Origin of the sequence: Frondihabitans sp. PhB188 (assembly GCF_003752365.1) — a bacterium.
Classification (GTDB): domain Bacteria; phylum Actinomycetota; class Actinomycetes; order Actinomycetales; family Microbacteriaceae; genus Frondihabitans.
The window spans coordinates 40,063-58,608 of record NZ_RJUO01000002.1; the positions used below are offsets into that span (position 1 = coordinate 40,063).

Genomic DNA, 18,546 nt, shown 5'->3' on the forward strand with positions numbered 1-18,546 from the left:
CAGATCCGGAGCGCCCGCAGATCCGGAGCGCCTGCAGACCCGGAGCCTCTGCCGTTCTCACCGCGCCAGCGGCACCTCGATGACAGTGCCCGTCGGCCCGGCGAGCGCCTGCTCGAGCTCGCCGCGGGTCGACGCCCGCACGTAGTCCCAGCCGTAGGCACGGGCCAGGTGCTCGAACGACACCGGCTGCGGCGTGAGCTGCACGCGCGTCATGGCGTCGACGGGCGCGGTCTGCGCGACCTCGAGCCCGTCGAAGATCGTGCCGCCGCCATCGTTGCCCACGACGATCTGCAGCCGCGGGCGGGCCTCGCCCTCGCCGAACAGCAGGGAGCCGGCGTCGTGCAGCAGTGTCAGGTCGCCGACGAGCACGCGCGAGATGCCCCGGGCGCCGTCGGCCCAGTCGAGCGCAGGGCCTCCCGAGGTGCCGCCGGCCTGCGACGCGAGCGCGATTCCGGTGGCCGTCGCGATCGTGCCGTCGATGCCGGCGAGGCCGCGGTTCGCGTGCACGGCGATCTTCTTGCCCGTCACGGCGACGTCGGCTTCGCGGATCAGCCGAGACGCCCCGAGGATCAGCCGGTCGTGCGGCCAGGTCAGGCGCCAGAGCGCTTCGACCAGGTGGCGACGTGTCACCGGCTGCCGGATCACGTCGACCTCGGAGCGCAGGAACTCGGACTGCTCGGCCTCCAGGTCGGGCGCCGCGTCGTCGTCGCTCAGCAGCGCCCGACCGGTGTGCACCCAGCTTCCGACCCAGCCGCGATGCTGCCGACCGCCGGGGTCGCCCTCGATCCGCACGTCGTCGACCACGGTCGCCGACCGGCTCGGGTCGTACGCCTCCGGGACTCCGCCGCGCACCACGACGACCTCCACGTCGGCCCGCTTCAGCAGCGCGGGGATCTCGCGGGTGAGCGTGGGGTGCCCGAAGACGACGACGCGGCGCACGGCGCCGCCGAACGCGGGATCGTCGAGCAGCTGCCGATACGACGGCACGAGGTGCGGGCCGAAGCGGGCGCCGCTCGAGACCTCGGCGACGAGAGGCGCGCCGAGCAGGCGGGCGGCCTCCTCGGCCCGGGGGCCGGCCGCGTGGCCGGCGACGACGACGGTGCCGGGTACCTCGTCGACGCGGAGGTCGGCGGTGCGGCCGGGGAGGGCGGCGGTCGTCGGAGTTCCTGCGCCGGGAGCAGGCGCAGCCTCGGTCGGAAGCGTGGTCGCCGGGGCGGAGAGCGGCTCCCGGAAGGCCACGTTGAGCTGGACGGGGCCCGGTGCAGCGGGACGGTCGGGCGAGCCGGAGCGGCCGAGGGCGGCCGAGACGGCTTCGCGCGCCAGCTCGTGGACGTACTGCGCGTCGACTCCGCTGTCGGACGGCGCCTGCACGTCGCGCAGCAGGCGGAGTGCCTCGCCGAAGAGGCGCGGCTGGTGCGTGGTCTGGTTGGAGCCGATCCCGCGCATCTCGTCGGGCCGGTCGGCCGTCAGCAGGATCAGCGGGACGCCCGAGTGATGCGCCTCGAGCACGGCCGGATGCAGATTCGCGACGGCGGTTCCCGACGTGGTGACGACGGCGGTGGGCTGCCCCGACTCGATCGCCAGCCCCAGGGCCAGGAACCCCGCTGAGCGCTCGTCGAGCCGGACGTGCAGCCGCAGGCGCCCGGCGCGCTCGAACTCCGCCGCCGCGAGGGCCAGCGCCTGTGACCGCGACCCCGGGCTGAGCACGACGTCTCGGACGCCCGAGGCCTGCAGCTCGGCGAGGAGCACGACGGCGAAATCGGTAGCGGGACTGCCCGAGGGGGCGGGAAGGGTCGGCACTACTTCAGTGTGCCACTCGGCCCGTCGTCGTCCGTGCGGGCGGGCGGCTCCGAGAGTTCCTGCTCGAGGCGGCGGATGCGCTCGTCGAGTTCGTGACGGTCTTCGTCGCTCACCGCCGTGAACGGGCGGCCCAGGAACTCCGGATCGTCGTCGGGGGCGACGGTGCGTCGCGGCGTGCGCGGGGCTCTGCCGAGCAGCAGCCACAGCACGGCGCCGACGACGGGGAGCACGATGACGATCAGAGCCCACACCGGCTTCGGCAGTGCGCGCACCCGCTGATGCTCGGTGAAGAGGCAGTCGACGAGGGCGTAGACGACGAACGCGGCGGCTGCCACGATCAGAACAATCAGACCCTTGACCATGTGGGCGATGGTAGGCGCCCCGACTGTGCGATCGCCCGGCCGAGGTAGCTCGTTTAGACTGCCCAGCGTGAAAGCAGCGCTCCTCTACACCTCCGCCCGCATCGGCACGTTCGCGGTCATCTTCGTGGTGCTGAGGTTCATCCCGTCGATCAACGTCTACATCGCCGCCGCAATCGCCGCGGTGCTGGCACTGCTCATCTCGTACATCTTCTTCGGCCGCCTTCGCGCCGGTGTCGCCGAGGGCATCGCGCAGCGGCGCATGGTGCCGGAGCGCGACCTCGACGCCGACGCGGAGGATGAGCTGCTCGGCGGCCGCCCCGTGCTGCGCAAGTCGGGTCCGCCGTCCGAAGACGCGTAGGGCGTCCCGGACCGACGCGCGCTGACGCCGCGCCGGTGCGCCCTGACGCCGCGCCGGTGCGCGCTACGGCTGCGCGAAGAAGAACAGGGCGCTGAGGCCCAGCGAGAACAGCAGCGCAGAGAACGACGACAGCTGGAGCGCCAGGATCAGCTCTCTCGCCGTCTTCGCCGTGACGCCGATGAGCAGGGCCGGCAGCGTCAGGATCAGAGCGAAGTAGACGTAGCCGACGTTGAAGAAGAGGTACGTGTAGAAGAACACGATCACGTACGGCACCAGAAGGAAGAGCGCGTAGACGATGCGCGACCCGCGCTGGCCGAGGACGACGGCAAGCGTGCGCTTGCCGGCCTGGCGGTCCTGCTCGATGTCGCGGATGTTGTTGACCATCAGCACCGCGCACGAGAACAGGCCGATCATGACGGCGAAGCCGACGGCCGTGTACGAGACGTCGTGCGCCTGGACGAACATGGTGCCGCACGTCGCCACGAGGCCGAAGAACACGAAGACGAAGATCTCGCCCATGGCGTTGTAGCCGTACGGGCGACGGCCCCCGGTGTAGAACCAGGCGGCGACCACGCACGCGGCGCCGACGGCGAGGAGCCACCAGAACTGCGTGATGATCACGATGGCGATGCCCGCACCGGCCGCGACGGCGAACGAGGCGAAGGCGACGTTGCGCACCCTCTTCGCGTTCGCGACGCCGCCGCCGGTCAGGCGTGGAGGGCCGACGCGGAACTTGTCGGTGCCCTTGATCCCGTCGGAGTAGTCGTTCGCGTAGTTCACACCGACCTGCAGGAACAGCGACACGATGAGGCACAGGAGCGCGAGCGGCCAGTCGAAGTCGTTGACGGCCGCGGCGGCGGCGCTGCCGAGGGCGACCGGCGCGATCGACAGGGTCAGCGTGCGAGGCCGCGCCCCCGAGATCCAGTCGCCGGCCGTCGCCTTGCGCGCGACGACCTTCCCGGGGCGTCCGCCCGGTCGGCCGGTCTTCTTCTTGCTGTTCGATCGCGTCTGTGGCACCCCGGGAGTTTACCGGGCGTCTCTCCGAAGTCGGCCACTTCGCTCCACGCCCTGCGAGGGGCCGGAGTTCGCTCTGGGGACGCTTTCCCTGCGCGTGAATTCACGCCCAGGGAAAGCCTTCGGGAACGAAACCCCCGGGGCTCAGGCCGTGGCGGCGAGGCGTGCCAGGGCGACGCGGTCGGGCTTGCCGCTCGGCAGCAGCGGGAGAGCGTCGACGACCAGGATGCGGTCGGGGGCCGCGGCGCGACCAGCGGAGTCCGCGACGGCGGTCCGGAGGTCGGCCAGGGTCAGCGCGACGGGCGGCACGGCGACGACGACCGGCACCTCACCCCAGCGGGCATGGGGGGCGCGCACGACGACGGCGCCCGCCAGGCCCGGCAGCTCGCGCACGATCCGCTCCACGACGCCGAGCGAGACCTTCTCACCGCCCGAGACGATCACGTCGTCGAGCCGGCCGGTCACGGTGACGACGCCCTCGTCGTCGACGACGCCCGCATCGCCGGTGCGGTACCAGCGCACGCGGTCACGCTCGACGAACGCCGCCGCGGTCCGCTCGGGATCTCCCAGGTAGTACTCGGCGAGGGTGGGTCCGCTGAGCTCCAGCTGACCGTCGACCACGGCCGCTCGAGTGGCGCCGACGGGGACGCCGTCGTACACGCAGCCTCCGCTCGTCTCGCTCGAGCCGTAGGTGCGGACGACGCGGACTCCGGCGGCGAGTGCACGTTCCTGCAGCGATCGCGGGGTGGCCTGACCGCCGACCAGCACCGCGTCGAATCGCGCGAGCGCAGAGGCGTCGGGCGAGTCGAGCATCGTCGAGAGCTGGGCCGGCACGAGGGAGGTGTAGCGGACGGGATGCGTCAGGCGCCGTGCGGCAGCGGCGAACGCGGCCGGATCGAAGTGCCCCGGCTCGAGCAGCTCGGGCTCCGTCTCGGCGGCGATCGAGCGGACGAGCACGTTGGTGCCTGCGACGTAGTGCGCCGGAAGCGCGAGCACCCACTGGCCCGGGCCGCTCAGGGCCGAGTCGGCGGCGGCCGCTCCGGCGAGCAGGGCGCCGGTCGAGAGGGCCACGCGCTTGGCCTTCCCCGTCGAGCCGCTCGTCTCGATCACCAGGGCGACCCGCTTCTCGACCTGGGTCGGGAGGTCCGCAGGAACTCCGGAATCCACCCGCGGATTCACGGCGTCGCCGCCCGACAGCGCGTCGCGCAGCCCCTCGAGCACCTCGCGCGGCCGCCGTGCGTCGATGGCTCGCAGCCCGTGCATCACTGCCCTCCCGACATCAGTACTGCCAGGGGTAGGGCGACCAGTCGGGCTCGCGCTTCTGCAGGAAGGAGTCGCGGCCCTCGACGGCCTCGTCGGTGCCGTAGGCCAGGCGGGTCGCCTCGCCGGCGAACACCTGCTGGCCGACCATGCCGTCGTCGACCGCGTTGAAGGCGAACTTCAGCATGCGGATCGAGGTCGGCGACTTCGTCATGATGATGCGCGCCCACGACAGTGCCTCGACCTCGAGCTCGGCGTGGTCGACGACTGCGTTGACCGCGCCCATCTCGTAGGCGCGCTGGGCCGAGTACTCCTGCGCGAGGAAGAACACCTCGCGGGCGAGCTTCTGGCCGATCTGCCGCGCGTAGTACGCGCTGCCGTAGCCGCCGTCGAACGAGCCCACGTCGGCATCGGTCTGCTTGAACCTGCCGTGCTCGCGGCTGGCGATCGTCAGGTCGGCGACGGCGTGCAGCGAGTGGCCGCCGCCCGCGGCCCAGCCGGGGACGACCGCGATGACGACCTTGGGCATCGTGCGGATCAACCGCTGCACCTCGAGGATGTGGAGTCGGCCGCTCCGGGCCGGGTCGGGCTTGAGAGCCTCGTCGCCTTCGTACTTGTAGCCGTCGCGGCCCCGGATGCGCTGGTCGCCGCCCGAGCAGAACGCCCAGCCGCCGTCCTTCGCGCTGGGCCCGTTGCCGGTGAGGAGCACCACTCCGATCCGCGGGTTCATGCGGGCGTCGTCGAGGGCACGGTAGAGCTCGTCGACGGTGTGCGGCCGGAAGGCGTTGCGCACCTCCGGGCGGTCGAACGCGATCCGGGCGACCTGGCCGCGGACGTCGTGATGGTAGGTGATGTCAGTGAACGCAGCATTCGTCGGCCCGGCGAAGCCCTCGACCTCATTCCACTCGCGGGGATCGAACAGGTCGGAGACGGTGTCGCGCATGGCTGCAAGCCTAGCCACCGGCCCCGGTGGAAGACTGGGCCGCGTGCTTCCCTCGATCGACGACCTCGTCCGCGACGCCCACGTGGTGGCCCTTCCGCTCCGCAACCGGTTCCGCGGTGTCGACGTGCGCGAGGCGCTGCTCGTCGAGGGGCCCCGCGGCTGGACCGAGTTCAGCCCGTTCGTCGAGTACGAGCCTGCGGAGGCCTCGACCTGGCTCCGGGCCGCCATCGACTTCGGGTGGGGCGACGAGACGGCTCCCCTGCGCGACCGGGTGCCGGTCAACGCGACGCTCCCCGCTGTCGACGCGGCGCTGGTGGCGGGGATCCTCGACCGGTACCCGGGCTGCCGCACCGTCAAGGTGAAGGTGGCCGAGCCGGGGCAGAGCCTCGCCGGCGACGTCGCCCGGGTCCGGGCCGCGCGCGAGTACGTCGGTGCCGCCGGGAGGGTGCGCGTCGACGCCAACATGCACTGGTCCGTCGACGAGACGCTGGCCGCCCTCGAGGCGCTGGCCCCCTTCGACCTGGAGTACGTCGAGCAGCCCTGTCGCACCGTCGCAGAGCTCGCCGCCGTACGGGCCGCCGGCACCGGGGTGCCCGTGGCCGCCGACGAGAGCGTCCGCAAGGCCGCCGACCCTCTGGCCGTCGCCCGCGCCGGAGCCGCCGACCTCCTCGTCATCAAGGCCCAGCCGCTCGGCGGGGTGGCCGCCGCGACGCGCATCGTGCGCGAGGCCGGGCTGCCGGTCGTCGTATCGAGCGCCATCGACACGTCGGTCGGGCTCTCGATGGGGGCCTACCTCGCCGCCGCCGTGCCCGCGCTCCCCCACGACTGCGGTCTCGGCACCGCGGCGATGCTGAACGCCGACGTCACTCGCGAGCCGCTGCTCCCCTCGGGCGGTGCGGTCGACGTGCGGCGCATCGACGTCGACATCGACCTGCTGCGGCAGCACGCGGCGCCCGCCGAGCGCCGCGCCTGGTGGCTCGACCGCATCCGAGCCTGCCACGCCCTCCTCGACGAGAACGGCGGCGCTTACAGACCCGAATAGGCGTGAAGGCCCTTGAATAACAGGTTCACGACCGAGAAGTTGAACATGACAGCCGCGAAGCCGACCAGCGACAGGTACGCCGATCGCGCTCCTCGCCACCCGCGGGTCGCTCGCGCGTGGATGTAGCCGGCGTAGATGACCCAGATGATGAAGGTCCAGGTCTCCTTGGTGTCCCAGCCCCAGTAGCGGCCCCAGGCCTTCTCGGCCCAGATGGCGCCGGCGATGAGCGTGAAGGTCCAGAGCACGAAGCCGACCAGCGCGATGCGGTAGGCGAGGTCTTCGAGGCGCTCGGCTCCGGGGAGCGTGTCGAACAGGCGCAGACCCGGGTTCTTCGCCGTCTCGCGGCGGTCCTGGATGATCTGCGCGGCCGAGAGCCCACCGGCGATGGCGAAGAACGCCGTGCCGAGGCAGGCGACGAAGACGTGGATGACGAGCCAGTACGACTGCAGCGCCGGCACCAGGGGGCTGACCGCGACGTAGAAGTTGACCACGGCGACGCCCAGCAGGATGAGGTTCAGGCCCATCACGTAGGCGCCGAGGTACCTCAGGTTGACGAACAGGTTCACGATCAGGAAGACCGCGACGATGAGAGCCGTGCCGGTGAGGCCGAACTCGAACATGTTCGCCCACGGCACCCGGTCGGCCGCGAACCCGCGGAGCACGACGGAGGAGATGTGGACGGCGAGTCCGAGGACCATCATCGACATGCCGATGCGCTCGAACTTCGACGAGCGGCGGGGCGCGTCGGCGCCGGTGTCGACGTCGGTGCGCTCGAGGACGGCGACGGAGCCGCCAGGAGTTCCTGCGCTCTCTGCGATCATCTCGGCCTTGCCGGCGAGACGCTGGGCCTGAGCCTTGATCGCCGCGGTCGCGGCCACCTGGGCGTCGCCCGACCGCTTCGCGAGGTCGAGCGCGAAGGCGATGAAGGAGATCGTGTAGATCGCCATCGCCGAATAGGCCGCATAGAGGCAGTAGAGCGAGAGTTGATCAGTCGTCACGGGTTCACCTTACGTCGATCGGAGGCCGATTTCGGGTCGAGTACGGCCTGGTGCCTCTTGGCCAGGTCGCCGACGGCGCGCTCGAGCGTCGGGTCTTCTCCGCGGGCGAGGCCCGCGTACTCGATGCGGAGCCCGTTCTCGCCCTGGACGGCCTTGACCCACACGCGGCGGCGGGGCACGAACAGGCCCGTGAGCAGGCCGAGCACGATGAGCACGGCGAAGACGAGCACGTAGAGCTGCGAGGGGTCGTGGTGGATGTCGAGCGAGACGAACCGGCTCACGCCGGTGAACTCGATCGAGCCGAGTCCGTCGGGCAGCTTCACCGTCTGGCCCGGCTTCAGGGTGATCGGCTTCTCTTCGGCCGTCGACTGGGTTCCGGCGAGGACCTTGAGCTTTCCGGTCTCGAGCGTGTAGACCGACTGCGGCACGCCGTCGTCGAGACCAAGGTCGCCCGAGTACACGCTGAGCGAGAGGAGCGGGTTGATGGCGTCGGGGTAGTTCGACGCGTAGGCGCCCGTCGCCTGCTTCACGGCGCTCGGGTAGAAGAAGCCCTGCATGCCGAGCTGTTTCGGCAGTGCGTCGGGCACCTTGATGACGCCGAGCGACGTGAGGTTGGAATCCTGCGGGAGGAAGGGGATGGAGTCTTTCAACGCGACGTTGCCCTCGCCGTCGCGGACGACCACGTTGACCGCGTAGCCGTTGCCGAGCAGGTAGACGTTGGTGCCGCCGATCTGGAGCGGCTCGTTGACCTTGATCGTCTTCTTCTCGGCCGTCGCCCCCGGCTGGGTCGTCGTCACGTCGGTCTTGTACTCGATCGGCGTTCCGATCGCGTCGAGGATCTTCTGCTCGTACTTGACCGTGAACTTGTCGACCTTGATGTTGAACGGCGCCAGCTGGGCGTCGTTGAAGAACCGGCCCGGGTTGAACGAGTCGTACGAGCCGAGCACGTTCGAGAAGGTCTGGCCGACGACCACGACGCGCTGGCCGGTGTAGCCGAAGCCGCCGCCGATGCCGACGGTCACCAGGATGCCGAGCAGCGCGATGTGGAACACCAGGTTGCCGGTCTCGCGCAGGTAGCCGCGCTCGGCGCTGACCGAGTCGCCGACGATCCGCGTGCGGTACCCGGCCCGGCGCAGCAGCGACCTGGCGTGCGCGACGGCGATCTCGGCCGACACCGGCGCGGCGCTCGGATCGGCGGGGCGCGGCACGTCGAAGGCCTGGAAGCCGGCGAGGCGCGAGAGTCGGGCCGGGGTCTTCGGCGGGACCGAGCGGAGCGCCTCGAGGTGGTGCTTGACGCGCGGGATGATGCAGCCGACCAGCGACACGAACAGCAGCAGGTAGACGGCCGAGAACCACGGCGTCGAGAACGTGTTGAACAGGCCGATCTTGTCGAGGATCGGCGCGAGCGTCGGGTGGTCGAACTTGTACTGCGCGACGCCGTTCGGGTCGGAGCTGGTCTGCGGCACGAGCGATCCGGGCACGGCAGCGAGGGCCAGCAGCATGAGCAGCAGGAGCGCCGTGCGCATGCTGGTGAGCTGGCGCCAGAAGAAGCGGAGGTACCCGAGCGGGCTCAGCCGCGGCTGGGTGATGCCGGAGTCGCCCGAGTCGCCGGGCTCGGAGTCGATGTGGTCGCTCGGCCTCAGCGGATCGGCGCGCTGGTCGACACCGCGGTCTTCGGAGGTGTCGCTCGAGCCGCCGGTCAGCCCCTTGTCGGTGTCAGACGACCGTGCCATAGTTCGCGATCACCGCCCCGAAGCGCGACATGAGGTCTGCCCAGACCCCGACGACCATGAGAACTCCGATGACCACCAGAAGGCTGCCTCCCACAAGGTTGACGGCACGGATGTGCCTTTTGACGAATGCGATGGTGCGCGCCATCCAGCTGAGGCCCAGGGCGACCAGCAGGAACGGGACGCCCAGGCCCACGCAATAGAACAGACCGAGCAGGAAGCCCTGCGCCGCCGAGCCCGAGTTGACGGACATCGCGGTGATCGCGGCCAGAGTCGGCCCGAGGCAGGGGCTCCACCCGAGGCCGAAGACGATGCCGAGCAGCGGGGCGCCGACGAGGCCCACCTTCGGGCTGATCGTGAGCTTCGCCGTGCGCTGGAAGAAGGGGAAGTTGCCGATGAAGACGAGCCCCATGAGGATCACGACGACGCCGAGCACCCGGGAGATGAGCACCCGCCACTGGAGGTACCAGAACCCCGCCACAGCGCCGGCGGCCGTGTTCAGAGCCACGAAGACGATGGTGAAGCCGAGGATGAAGAGGACCACGCCGACCACCACTCGGGCGCGGTCGCGGCGCTTGCCCCGGGCGTCCTGCGACGTGCCGGCCAGGCCGCCCACGTAGCCGAGGTACCCCGGCACGAGAGGCAGCACGCATGGCGACACGAACGACAGCAGGCCGGCGAGCATCGCCACCGGCAGGGCCAGTGCGAGCTGGCCGCTGGTGACCGCCTCGTAGAACGGGTTGCCCTGGAACACCTACTTGCCGGCCACCGTGTCGGAGATGAGGGTGTTGAGGATGCTCTTGTCGACCTCGCCCAGGATGCGCGCCGCGACGCGGCCCTTGGAGTCGAGCACGATCGTCGTCGGCGTCGAGTTCGGTCCGCGGGTGCCGGCCAGCGCCAGCTGGACCTTCGCGTCGGTGACGTCGGTGACCGACGGGTAGGTGATCTTGAAGTTGCGGGCGAAGGCGCGCGAGGTGTCGGACTCGTCGCGCACGTTGACGCCGATGAACTGCACGCCGTCTGACGAGTACTGCTCGCTCAGCGACTGCAGCGCCGGGGCCTCGACACGGCAGGGCGGGCACGAGGCGTACCAGAAGTTGAGGACGACGACGTGGCCCTCGTAGGTCTTGCGCGAGATCGACTTGCCCTCGTCGGTGGTGGCCGTGAACTGCACCGGGTCGGTGCGGTCCGAGACCTTGACCTCGGTGACGCTGCCGTCGCCCGAGATGTAGTTCTTGTTCGATCCGCTCTGGTACTGCGCGAGGAGGTCGTTCGACGAGCAGCCGGCGAGGGCCACCACGAGAGCGGCCCCGAGGACGGCGGCGCGGACGAGGGTCGAGGGGCGCTTGAGGTTCACACGGCTCCAGAGTCGATGGCGGACGCGTGGAGGGCTGCGGCCGGCTCGCGATAGCCGACCTCGACGAAGGCGTCGTCGTGGCGCTCGAGAGTGGTGACGCTCGAGAGCGAGCACCGACGTCGGCGCGGGTCGTGGAACAGCCGCTCGCCCTCCAGGCTGCGGTGCACCATCCAGATCGGGAGCTGGTGGCTGACGAGCACGACGTCGCCGTCGTCGACGCTGCGCCAGGCGCTGTCGACGGCGGCGAGCATGCGAGCGGCGATGCTCACGTAGGCCTCGCCCCAGCTGGGCTTGAGGGGGTTGGCGATCCACGGCCACTCGGCCGGTCGCACCAGGGACTTCGTGAAGCCGCCCGCGCGGCCCTCGTACTTGTTCGTCGGCTCGATCAGGCGCTCGTCGGTCTGGATGTCGAGCCCGAAGAGGTGCGACCAGGGCGCCGCGGACTCCTGCGTGCGCTGGAGGGGCGAGGCGAAGAGAGCGTGCACGGGGGCCTTCTCGGCGAACAGCGCGTCGGCCGCCGCCTCGGCCATCCGATGGCCGAGGTCGGACAGCCCGAACCCCTCGATGCGCCCGTAGAGGACGCCCTCGGGGTTGAACACCTCGCCGTGGCGGACGAGGTGGATCTGGTTCGCGGGCACGGCATCCAGTGTAGATTGCGCCGTCGCGCACACCTCCCACCAGGGTTTTCCACAGGGATGCGGTCTCTCGGCCCCGAGAGACCCGCCCGACACGTAAACTCGGGGACCGTGACTGAACGCACCCTCATCAAAGACCTCGCTGCTTCCTCCGACGGGCCCGTCACGGTGTCCGGATGGGTCGAGACGGTGCGCGATCAGAAGAAGGTGCAGTTCGTCGTGCTCCGCGACGAGTCCGGTGCCGTCCAGCTGGTCGCCCCCCGCGTCTCGAACGAGGCCGGCGAGATCGAGGCCACCCCGGTGTCCGACACCATCTCCGCTCTGTCCCAGGGCTCGTTCCTCACGGCGACCGGCGAGCTGAAGCACGACGAGCGCGTCAAGCTCGGCGGCGTCGAGGTGAAGCTCGAGTCGCTCGACGTGGCGTCGCTCGCCATCCCCGAGACCCCGATCGCCGACGACTCCGGCATCGACAAGCGCATGGACTGGCGCTTCCTCGACCTCCGCGTTCCGAAGAACGCCCTCATCTTCAAGATCCAGACGACGCTGCTCCACGCGCTCCGCACCTACTGGGTCGAGCACGACTTCGTGGAGATCCAGACGCCGAAGCTCATGGCCTCGGCCAGCGAGTCGAAGGCCGAGCTGTTCCGCGTCGAGTACTTCGAGGGCAGCGCGTTCCTGGCGCAGAGCCCTCAGTTCTTCAAGCAGATGGCCCAGTCGGCCGGCTTCGGCAAGATCTTCGAGGTCGGGCCCGCGTTCCGCGCCGACCCCTCGTTCACCAGCCGCCACGCCACGGAGTTCACCTCGGTCGACTCCGAGATCAGCTGGATCGAGTCGCACGAAGACGTCATGAAGCTGCACGAAGAGCTTCTGCACGCGGCGTTCTCGGCCGTGGTCGAGAAGCACGGAGCCGCCATCGCAGAGCTGTTCGACGTCGAGCTGACGGTTCCGTCGCTGCCGTTCCCGCGCATCCCCCTGGCCGAGGCCAAGCAGATCGTCGCCGATCGCGGCTACGAGATCCCCCGCGCCGACGACGACATGGACCCCGAGGGCGAGCGCCAGATCTCGGCCTACGTCAAAGAGACCTACGACCACGACTTCGTTTTCCTCACCGACTACGCGTCGAGCATCCGGCCGTTCTACCACATGCGCAACGAGGGCGACGAGAGCCTGACGAACAGCTACGACCTCATCTACAACGGCACCGAGATCTCGACCGGCGCCCAGCGCGAGCACCGCATCGATCACCTCGAGGCGAACGCCCGCGACAAGGGCCTCGATCCCGAGGAGCTCGGCGGCTACCTCGACTTCTTCCGCTACGGCGTGCCCTCGCACGGCGGCTTCGGCATGGGCCTGGCGCGCGTGCTCATGCTGATGCTGCACCTGCCGAACCTGCGCGAGACGACCTACCTGTTCCGCGGGCCTACGCGCCTCGAGCCGTAGACCGGGCAGAGCACAATTATCAGCGGGGCGGTGCCGCAGCGCGCAGCGCTGTGCGCAGGCGCTCCGGCTCGACGCGCCAGATGGTGTGCACGCGCCCGTCGATGAGCACGACGGGGATCTCCTCGGCGTGTTCGTCGGCCAGCGTGGAATCGTCGAGGATCGACAGCTCGTCGTAGTCGCGAGCGCCGGCGAACTCCACTTCGTCGAGCACCGCCTCGAGGGCGGTGCGGGCGTCGTCGCACAGGTGGCAGCCGGGCTTCGTCAGCAGGGTCACATGGGGCACGGGCACTCCGTCATGCTACTGCCGCCGTGCGAGGCACGAAAAAAGGCCCCCGCCCGAAGGGCAGGAGCCTTTTTGCGTTTGCTCTACTTCTTGTTGCGGCGCTGGTGACGCGTCTTACGAAGCAGCTTGCGGTGCTTCTTCTTCGCCATGCGCTTACGACGCTTCTTGATGACAGAACCCATAGGGCACCTCGCAGTTGTCTGTTGGATGAAACCTGGAAAAACCGGGCCCATCAAGAACCGCGGAAAAATACCTCGCGTCAGTCTACTCGCCAGCGATCGGAAACACGAACCGGCGCAGGAACTGCCCGCCCTGCACGACGTCAGCCGACGTCGGCGACCCCGCCGCGCAGCACGGCCGCCACGGCCGAGTCGGGCACGCGGAACGAGCGGCCGAATCGGATCGCCGGCAGCTCCCCCGAGTGCACCATGCGGTACACGGTCATCTTGGAGACGCGCATCATGTCGGCGACCTCGGCCACCGTGAGAAAGCGCGCGTCTGTCAGATCGTCCGACATGGTCCTGCCTCGGGTTAGGGGTCGACCCGCTCACTCGGAGCGGACGACATCGTCTTGGGGCCCGCTGAGTGTTGCTCGTGTGCCTCGTGGCTACTTTAGGGGCGCATGTGACTCGGTGTCCAGCGAGCCGGCTACCCCTGTTCGCGGTGGCCGAGCCGCTTCTTGGCGGTGTCGAGGATGCGGCTGCGGGCGCCGGCCACGGTACGGCCGAGAGTGGCCCCCACGTCGCCGACATCGGGCAGGGTCTCGGCGGCCCGGCGGAGCGGCGCGGGGACGGTGCGCCCGGTGGCGGGGGCGAGTTCCTGCGCCTCGATCGGCTCGTCGACGACGGCCACGAACGGCGTGAGCCACTCGGCGACGGCGATGAGCGGCTCGGAGTCGATGCGGTAGTAGCGGTGCTGCCCTTCTTCGCGGACCAACACGAGCCCGGCGTCGCGCAGGACGCGGAGGTGCTTCGACACGGTCGGCTGGCTGAGCATCAGCTCGACGACCATCTCGCCGACGCTGATCTCGCCGTCGCTGCCGCGGCCGTCGCCGTCGTGGCCACGGGCGCCCTGGCCGTCGGCTCGGTCGCGAAGCACACGGAGCAGCTCGCGACGCGTAGGGTCGGCGATCACTGTGTAGATGTCGGCCATGGCGCAAGGGTATCGATCCGCGAGCCCGACTACCATGGAGGCTTCTAGGCGAATCTCGGCGGCGTTGGAGGACGGGTGGCGACAGCTCCGCAGGTGGGTCGCACCGGTCGGGTCCAGCCGCGACGCCCCGTCTCGAAGGGCTCGCGAGGGCCTCTGGCCGTGCTCCGCGACTCGGTCGACGACATCACCCGCAAGTCGCCGGCGCGGTTCGCGATACTCATCTTCACCTCGCTGATCCTCGTCTTCACCGGCATCTTCATGCTGCCGATCTCGTCGACGTCGGGCGAGATCACCCCGGTCGCCGACTCGCTGTTCACCGCCGTGTCGGTCATCTGCGTCACCGGGCTCGCGACCGTCGACATGGCGACGCACTGGTCGCTGTTCGGCCACGTCGTCATCTTCGTGGGCGTCCAGATCGGCGCGATCGGAGTGCTGACCGTGGCGTCGATCCTCGGCCTCGTCGTGTCGCGCCGACTCGGCCTCCGGTCGAAGCTGATGGCGGCGAGCGACACCAACCCGCTGCGCGCCCACGCCGGCCCGGTGCCCGAGGGGCAGGCGGTGCGGCTGGGCGAGGTCGGCGGCCTGCTGACGACGGTGGCGGTGAGCGCCCTCGCGATCGAGCTCGCGATCGCCCTCCTCCTGATTCCGCGGATGCTGATCGACGGCATCCCGTTCGGCGACGCCGTGCTCGACAGCTTCTACTACTCGGCCATGGCGTTCACGAACACCGGCTTCACGCCGAACGCAGCCGGGCTCGCGCCGTTCGAAGGCGACTTCGTCTTTCTCGGGCTGCTGATGGTCGGCGTCTTCCTCGGCAGCATCGGCTTCCCGGTCATCTACGCGATCACGCGCAACCCCCTGCATCCGCGCCGCTGGTCGCTGCACGTGAAGCTGACGCTGGTCACGACCGCCGTGCTGCTGGTCGCCGGAGCCGTCCTCTACCTGGTGCTCGAGTTCGACAACCCGCGCACCTTCGGCACCGACGACGCCGGCAAGACGGTCTTCGAGTCGTTCTTCCTGAGCACGATGGCGCGCTCGGGCGGCTTCTCGACGATCGACATCGCGCACCTGCACGACTCGAGCCTCCTGGTCACCGACATGCTGATGTTCATCGGCGGCGGCTCCGCGTCGACCGCGGGCGGCATCAAGGTGACGACCCTGGCCGTGCTGTTCCTGGCCGCCTTCGCCGAGGCGCGCGGCAAGCGCAGCATGGAGGCGTTCGGCCGCCGCATCCCCTCCGACGTGCTGCGCCTGTCGGTCAGCGTGGCCCTGTGGGGCGCGACGATCGTGGCCGTCGCGACCATCGTGATCCTGCAGATCACCAAGGCGGAGCTCTCGCACGTGCTCTTCGAGGTGATCTCGGCATTCGCCACCTGCGGCCTCTCGACCGGCCTCACCAGCTCGCTGCCCGACCCGGCCAAGTACGTGCTGGCGGTCACGATGTGGATGGGCCGCGTTGGTACAGTGACGCTCGCCGTGGCCCTGGCCAACAGCCAGCGCCGCCAGTTGTTCACCCGCCCCGAAGAAAGGCCGATCGTTGGCTGAACGGATTCCCCACGACGCCCCCGTCCTGGTCATCGGGCTCGGCCGGTTCGGCGCCGCGACCGCCGGCCAGCTCGAACGCCAGGACCGCGAGGTGCTCGTCGTCGACACCAGCGCCGGACTCGTCCAGAAGTGGGCAGACCGCGTGACGCACGCCGTCCAGGCCGACGCTCGCGACATCGACGCGCTCCGCCAGATCGGCGCCGCGGACTTCGCCATCGCGGTCGTCGGCGTCGGATCGTCGATCGAGGCCAGCGTGCTCATCACGGCGAACCTCGTCGACATCGGAGTTCCGCAGATCTGGGCCAAGGCCATCTCGACCTCGCACGGCAAGATCCTCACGCGCATCGGCGCGACCCACGTCATCTACCCGGAGGCCGAGGCCGGGGAGCGAGTCGCGCACCTCGTCTCGGGCCGCATGCTCGACTACATCGAGTTCGACGACGAGTTCTCGATCGTCAAGATGTACCCGCCCAAGTCGGTGCGGGGGCAGAGCCTCGGCGCGTGCAAGGTGCTGCCGAAGTTCGGCGTCACGATCGTCGGGGTGAAGAGCCCCGGCGGCGCCTTCCAGGAGGCCCGCCCCGACACCGTCGTCGGCGACCACGACCTCATCATCGTCAGCGGAACCGAGACGGATCTCGAGCGGTTCTCGGCCCTGGAGTCGTAGAGCGGGTCGCAGGAACCGCCCGACGCCGCCTCACTCGCCGCCGATCTCCTTGGCCCGCGCCAGCGCGGCCGCCGCGGCGTCGTCGAACACGGCCTTGAGGTCGGCTCTCCGCAGCACCTCCACCGCCCTCTCGGTCGTCCCGCCCGGGCTCGTCACCCGGCGGCGCAGCTCGGAGGGATCGATCACCTCGCGGGCCAGCAGCTCGCTCGCCCCGCGGAACGTGCCCTGCACCATGGTCGCGGCCTGGTGGTCGGTGAAGCCGAGGTCGACGGCCGCACGGGTCATCTCCTCGATCAGGTAGAAGACGTACGCCGGTCCCGAGCCCGAGATGGTCGAGAGCGCGTCGATCTTCTCCTCCGGGATCGTGACGACGTCGCCGACGCACGAGAAGAGAGAGCGGGCGAGCGCCAGGTCGGCGTCGCTCGACCGGCTGCCGGCGGCGAGGCCGGTGACGGCGAGGCCCACGACGGCCGGTGTGTTCGGCATCGAGCGGAGCACGGCCACGTGCTCGGGCAGGACGGCCTCCATCGCGGCGGTGGTGATCCCGGCTGCGAGGCTGACGACGATCGTGCCCGCTTCGAGGACCGGCGCGATCTCGCGCAGCAGGTCGACGACCAGGTACGGCTTCACGCCGATGAGCACCAGCTTCGCGCCCGTGACCGCCGACGCGTTGGCGGCCGGATCGGTCTCGGTGGCCAGAGACGTGACGGCTCCGCGTCGCAGGGCGCCCGCTTTGGCCTCGGAGCGGTTGGTCACGCGGAGACCCCCCTCGACGGTCACCTCCGGGCTGAGCAGCCCCTGCAGGATCGCACCGCCCATCGATCCGGCTCCGAGAATCGCTGTGGCGGGCAGGGTGGTGGTCATTCGTCCATCCTAGGATTGGCGGCAGCGACGCGGGCGCAGGGGTCCGGGTCGCGAATCACGAGGAAGGCTTTGCATGAGCTCGGGTCACGGAAACAAGGCGATCTTCGCGGCGCTCGGCGCCAACCTCGGGATCGCCCTCGTCAAGCTGATCGCGTGGGCCCTGTCGGGGTCGGCGTCGATGCTGGCAGAGGGCATCCACTCCATCGCCGATTCGGCCAACCAGTTCCTGCTGCTGATCGGCGGCCGTCAGGCGAAGAAGGCCGCCGACGAGGAGCACCCGTTCGGCCACGGCCGCGAGCGGTACGTCTACGCGTTCGTCGTGTCGATCATCCTGTTCTCGGTCGGCGGCGTCTTCTCGCTCTACGAGGGCATCGAGAAGCTGCAGCACCCCCACGAGCTCGAGGTGCCGTGGCTGCCGATGATCGTGCTCGTGATCGCGATCGGCCTCGAGGGCTTCTCGCTCAGGACGGCGCTCGGCGAGGCGCGGCCGCACAAGGGCACCGGATCGTGGGTGCAGTTCGTCCGCCGGGCGAAGGCCCCCGAGCTCCCCGTGCTGCTGCTCGAAGACACCGCGGCCCTGACCGGCCTGGTGTTCGCGTTCTTCGGCGTCGGCCTCACCTGGGTCACCGGCAACAGCCTGTTCGACGCGCTCGGCACGGTCCTGATCGGCGCGCTGCTCATCCTCGTCGCGATCGTGCTCGGCATCGAGACGAAGAGCCTGCTCGTCGGCGAGGGCGCGTCGTCCACCGACGTCGCCGCGATCCGCTCGGCCATCACCGAGGGCGCCGAGGTCGAGTCGATCATCCACATGAAGACCCTCTATCTCGGGCCCGACGAGCTGCTCGTCGGCGTCAAGGTGGCGTTGAGCGGGCGCATGCTGCTCGCCGACGTCGCGTCGTCGATCAACGCCGTCGAGGCGCGGATCCGCGCGGCCGTTCCCGTAGCACGCGTGATCTACGTCGAGCCGGACGTCTACGCGGCGCCCGACGCCGTCGCGCCGCCGACCGACGCGATCATCCTCCGCGCCGCCGATTAGCCGGTCGCCTGATGGTCTCGGGCCGGGCTTCGCCTGGTCCTCGGCCGCGGCGGCCGGCTAATT

21 protein-coding genes are annotated in these 18,546 nt (G+C 70.1%); 6 read left to right on the top strand and 15 right to left on the bottom strand.

Going from position 1 to position 18,546, the window contains the following annotated elements; genetic code table 11:
• Positions 1-57: 57 nt before the first annotated feature.
• On the bottom strand, positions 58-1,800 hold the full coding sequence (menD, locus tag EDF46_RS05155) for a 2-succinyl-5-enolpyruvyl-6-hydroxy-3-cyclohexene-1-carboxylic-acid synthase (protein WP_123505242.1): 1,743 nt from the start codon (positions 1,798-1,800) through the stop codon (positions 58-60).
• Positions 1,800-2,162: a PLD nuclease N-terminal domain-containing protein gene (locus EDF46_RS05160; protein ID WP_123505243.1), complete on the bottom strand. Its 363-nt coding sequence runs from the start codon at positions 2,160-2,162 to the stop codon at positions 1,800-1,802. The genes menD and EDF46_RS05160 overlap by 1 nt, the downstream gene beginning before the upstream one ends.
• 67 nt (positions 2,163-2,229) lie before the next feature.
• Here EDF46_RS05160 and EDF46_RS05165 point away from each other — a divergent pair, with 67 nt between their 5' ends.
• Entirely contained in the window at positions 2,230-2,520 is a 291-nt protein-coding gene (locus EDF46_RS05165; protein WP_158614155.1) for a DUF4229 domain-containing protein, read from the top strand.
• A gap of 63 nt (positions 2,521-2,583) precedes the next feature.
• On the opposite strand, the gene EDF46_RS05170 is transcribed toward EDF46_RS05165, so the two are convergent.
• From EDF46_RS05170 to EDF46_RS05180, 3 genes are all read right to left on the bottom strand, one after another.
• On the bottom strand, positions 2,584-3,537 hold the full coding sequence (locus EDF46_RS05170; protein WP_123505245.1) for a 1,4-dihydroxy-2-naphthoate polyprenyltransferase: 954 nt from the start codon (positions 3,535-3,537) through the stop codon (positions 2,584-2,586).
• A gap of 141 nt (positions 3,538-3,678) precedes the next feature.
• The gene (locus EDF46_RS05175; protein WP_123505246.1) at positions 3,679-4,797 is read right to left on the bottom strand and encodes an AMP-binding protein; all 1,119 of its coding nucleotides are present in this window, start codon (positions 4,795-4,797) and stop codon (positions 3,679-3,681) included.
• 16 nt (positions 4,798-4,813) lie between these two features.
• Entirely contained in the window at positions 4,814-5,737 is a 924-nt protein-coding gene (locus EDF46_RS05180; RefSeq protein WP_123505247.1) for a 1,4-dihydroxy-2-naphthoyl-CoA synthase, read from the bottom strand.
• Between the two features lie 43 nt (positions 5,738-5,780).
• On the opposite strand from EDF46_RS05180, the gene EDF46_RS05185 reads away from it, so the two are divergent.
• On the top strand, positions 5,781-6,779 hold the full coding sequence (locus EDF46_RS05185) for an o-succinylbenzoate synthase (protein ID WP_233579884.1): 999 nt from the start codon (positions 5,781-5,783) through the stop codon (positions 6,777-6,779).
• Here the strand turns inward: EDF46_RS05185 and ccsB are convergent.
• The 5 genes from ccsB to EDF46_RS05210 form a co-directional block, all read right to left on the bottom strand.
• Entirely contained in the window at positions 6,764-7,777 is a 1,014-nt protein-coding gene (ccsB, locus tag EDF46_RS05190) for a c-type cytochrome biogenesis protein CcsB (protein ID WP_370454066.1), read from the bottom strand. The genes EDF46_RS05185 and ccsB overlap by 16 nt on opposite strands.
• Positions 7,774-9,510: a cytochrome c biogenesis protein ResB gene (locus EDF46_RS05195; protein ID WP_123505249.1), complete on the bottom strand. Its 1,737-nt coding sequence runs from the start codon at positions 9,508-9,510 to the stop codon at positions 7,774-7,776. Before EDF46_RS05195 ends, ccsB begins: the two co-directional genes overlap by 4 nt.
• Positions 9,494-10,192, bottom strand: a complete 699-nt coding sequence (locus EDF46_RS05200; RefSeq protein WP_123505873.1) for a cytochrome c biogenesis CcdA family protein — start codon at positions 10,190-10,192, stop codon at positions 9,494-9,496. The genes EDF46_RS05195 and EDF46_RS05200 overlap by 17 nt, the downstream gene beginning before the upstream one ends.
• A 69-nt stretch (positions 10,193-10,261) precedes the next feature.
• Entirely contained in the window at positions 10,262-10,864 is a 603-nt protein-coding gene (locus tag EDF46_RS05205) for a TlpA disulfide reductase family protein (protein ID WP_123505250.1), read from the bottom strand.
• Positions 10,861-11,502: a histidine phosphatase family protein gene (locus EDF46_RS05210; protein ID WP_123505251.1), complete on the bottom strand. Its 642-nt coding sequence runs from the start codon at positions 11,500-11,502 to the stop codon at positions 10,861-10,863. The genes EDF46_RS05205 and EDF46_RS05210 overlap by 4 nt, the downstream gene beginning before the upstream one ends.
• Before the next feature lie 108 nt (positions 11,503-11,610).
• Here EDF46_RS05210 and aspS point away from each other — a divergent pair, with 108 nt between their 5' ends.
• Positions 11,611-12,939 carry an aspartate--tRNA(Asn) ligase gene (gene aspS / locus EDF46_RS05215; protein ID WP_233579885.1) on the top strand — a complete coding sequence of 443 codons (1,329 nt, stop codon included), beginning with the start codon at positions 11,611-11,613 and terminating at the stop codon, positions 12,937-12,939.
• Between the two features lie 19 nt (positions 12,940-12,958).
• Here aspS and EDF46_RS05220 read toward each other — a convergent pair whose 3' ends face one another.
• The 4 genes from EDF46_RS05220 to EDF46_RS05235 all read right to left on the bottom strand — a co-directional run bounded on the left by EDF46_RS05220 (position 12,959) and on the right by EDF46_RS05235 (position 14,374).
• Positions 12,959-13,228 (bottom strand): glutaredoxin family protein, encoded by a 270-nt coding sequence (locus EDF46_RS05220; protein WP_123505253.1) that lies wholly within the window; start codon positions 13,226-13,228, stop codon positions 12,959-12,961.
• 77 nt (positions 13,229-13,305) lie between these two features.
• Complete coding sequence (locus tag EDF46_RS05225) at positions 13,306-13,404, bottom strand: 30S ribosomal protein bS22 (protein WP_003792170.1); 99 nt, start codon at positions 13,402-13,404, stop codon at positions 13,306-13,308.
• A 140-nt stretch (positions 13,405-13,544) separates the two neighbouring features.
• A complete protein-coding gene (locus EDF46_RS05230; RefSeq protein ID WP_123505254.1) occupies positions 13,545-13,739 on the bottom strand; it encodes a helix-turn-helix domain-containing protein in 195 nt (64 codons plus the stop codon).
• A 131-nt stretch (positions 13,740-13,870) separates the two neighbouring features.
• A complete protein-coding gene (locus EDF46_RS05235; RefSeq protein ID WP_123505255.1) occupies positions 13,871-14,374 on the bottom strand; it encodes a helix-turn-helix transcriptional regulator in 504 nt (167 codons plus the stop codon).
• Between the two features lie 153 nt (positions 14,375-14,527).
• On the opposite strand from EDF46_RS05235, the gene EDF46_RS05240 reads away from it, so the two are divergent.
• Positions 14,528-15,919: a TrkH family potassium uptake protein gene (locus EDF46_RS05240; RefSeq protein WP_123505874.1), complete on the top strand. Its 1,392-nt coding sequence runs from the start codon at positions 14,528-14,530 to the stop codon at positions 15,917-15,919.
• Positions 15,912-16,583, top strand: coding sequence for a TrkA family potassium uptake protein (locus tag EDF46_RS05245; protein WP_123505256.1), 672 nt, complete (start codon positions 15,912-15,914; stop codon positions 16,581-16,583). The genes EDF46_RS05240 and EDF46_RS05245 overlap by 8 nt, the downstream gene beginning before the upstream one ends.
• Before the next feature lie 30 nt (positions 16,584-16,613).
• Here the strand turns inward: EDF46_RS05245 and proC are convergent, their stop codons facing one another.
• On the bottom strand, positions 16,614-17,447 hold the full coding sequence (gene proC / locus EDF46_RS05250; RefSeq protein WP_123505257.1) for a pyrroline-5-carboxylate reductase: 834 nt from the start codon (positions 17,445-17,447) through the stop codon (positions 16,614-16,616).
• Positions 17,448-17,520: 73 nt separating this feature from the next.
• Here proC and EDF46_RS05255 point away from each other — a divergent pair, with 73 nt between their 5' ends.
• The gene (locus tag EDF46_RS05255; protein WP_123505258.1) at positions 17,521-18,483 is read left to right on the top strand and encodes a cation diffusion facilitator family transporter; all 963 of its coding nucleotides are present in this window, start codon (positions 17,521-17,523) and stop codon (positions 18,481-18,483) included.
• Positions 18,484-18,546 lie beyond the last annotated feature (63 nt).

Coding starts and splice junctions, on each gene's coding strand:
- EDF46_RS05160 (WP_123505243.1), bottom strand. CDS start 2,162: ATGGTCAAGGGTCTGATTGTTCTGATCGTGGCAGCCGCCGCGTTCGTC.
- EDF46_RS05175 (WP_123505246.1), bottom strand. CDS start 4,797: ATGCACGGGCTGCGAGCCATCGACGCACGGCGGCCGCGCGAGGTGCTC.
- EDF46_RS05180 (WP_123505247.1), bottom strand. CDS start 5,737: ATGCGCGACACCGTCTCCGACCTGTTCGATCCCCGCGAGTGGAATGAG.
- EDF46_RS05195 (WP_123505249.1), bottom strand. CDS start 9,510: ATGGCACGGTCGTCTGACACCGACAAGGGGCTGACCGGCGGCTCGAGC.
- EDF46_RS05200 (WP_123505873.1), bottom strand. CDS start 10,192: ATGCTCGCCGGCCTGCTGTCGTTCGTGTCGCCATGCGTGCTGCCTCTC.
- EDF46_RS05225 (WP_003792170.1), bottom strand. CDS start 13,404: ATGGGTTCTGTCATCAAGAAGCGTCGTAAGCGCATGGCGAAGAAGAAG.
- EDF46_RS05230 (WP_123505254.1), bottom strand. CDS start 13,739: ATGTCGGACGATCTGACAGACGCGCGCTTTCTCACGGTGGCCGAGGTC.
- EDF46_RS05235 (WP_123505255.1), bottom strand. CDS start 14,374: ATGGCCGACATCTACACAGTGATCGCCGACCCTACGCGTCGCGAGCTG.
- proC (WP_123505257.1), bottom strand. CDS start 17,447: ATGACCACCACCCTGCCCGCCACAGCGATTCTCGGAGCCGGATCGATG.
- EDF46_RS05255 (WP_123505258.1), top strand. CDS start 17,521: ATGAGCTCGGGTCACGGAAACAAGGCGATCTTCGCGGCGCTCGGCGCC.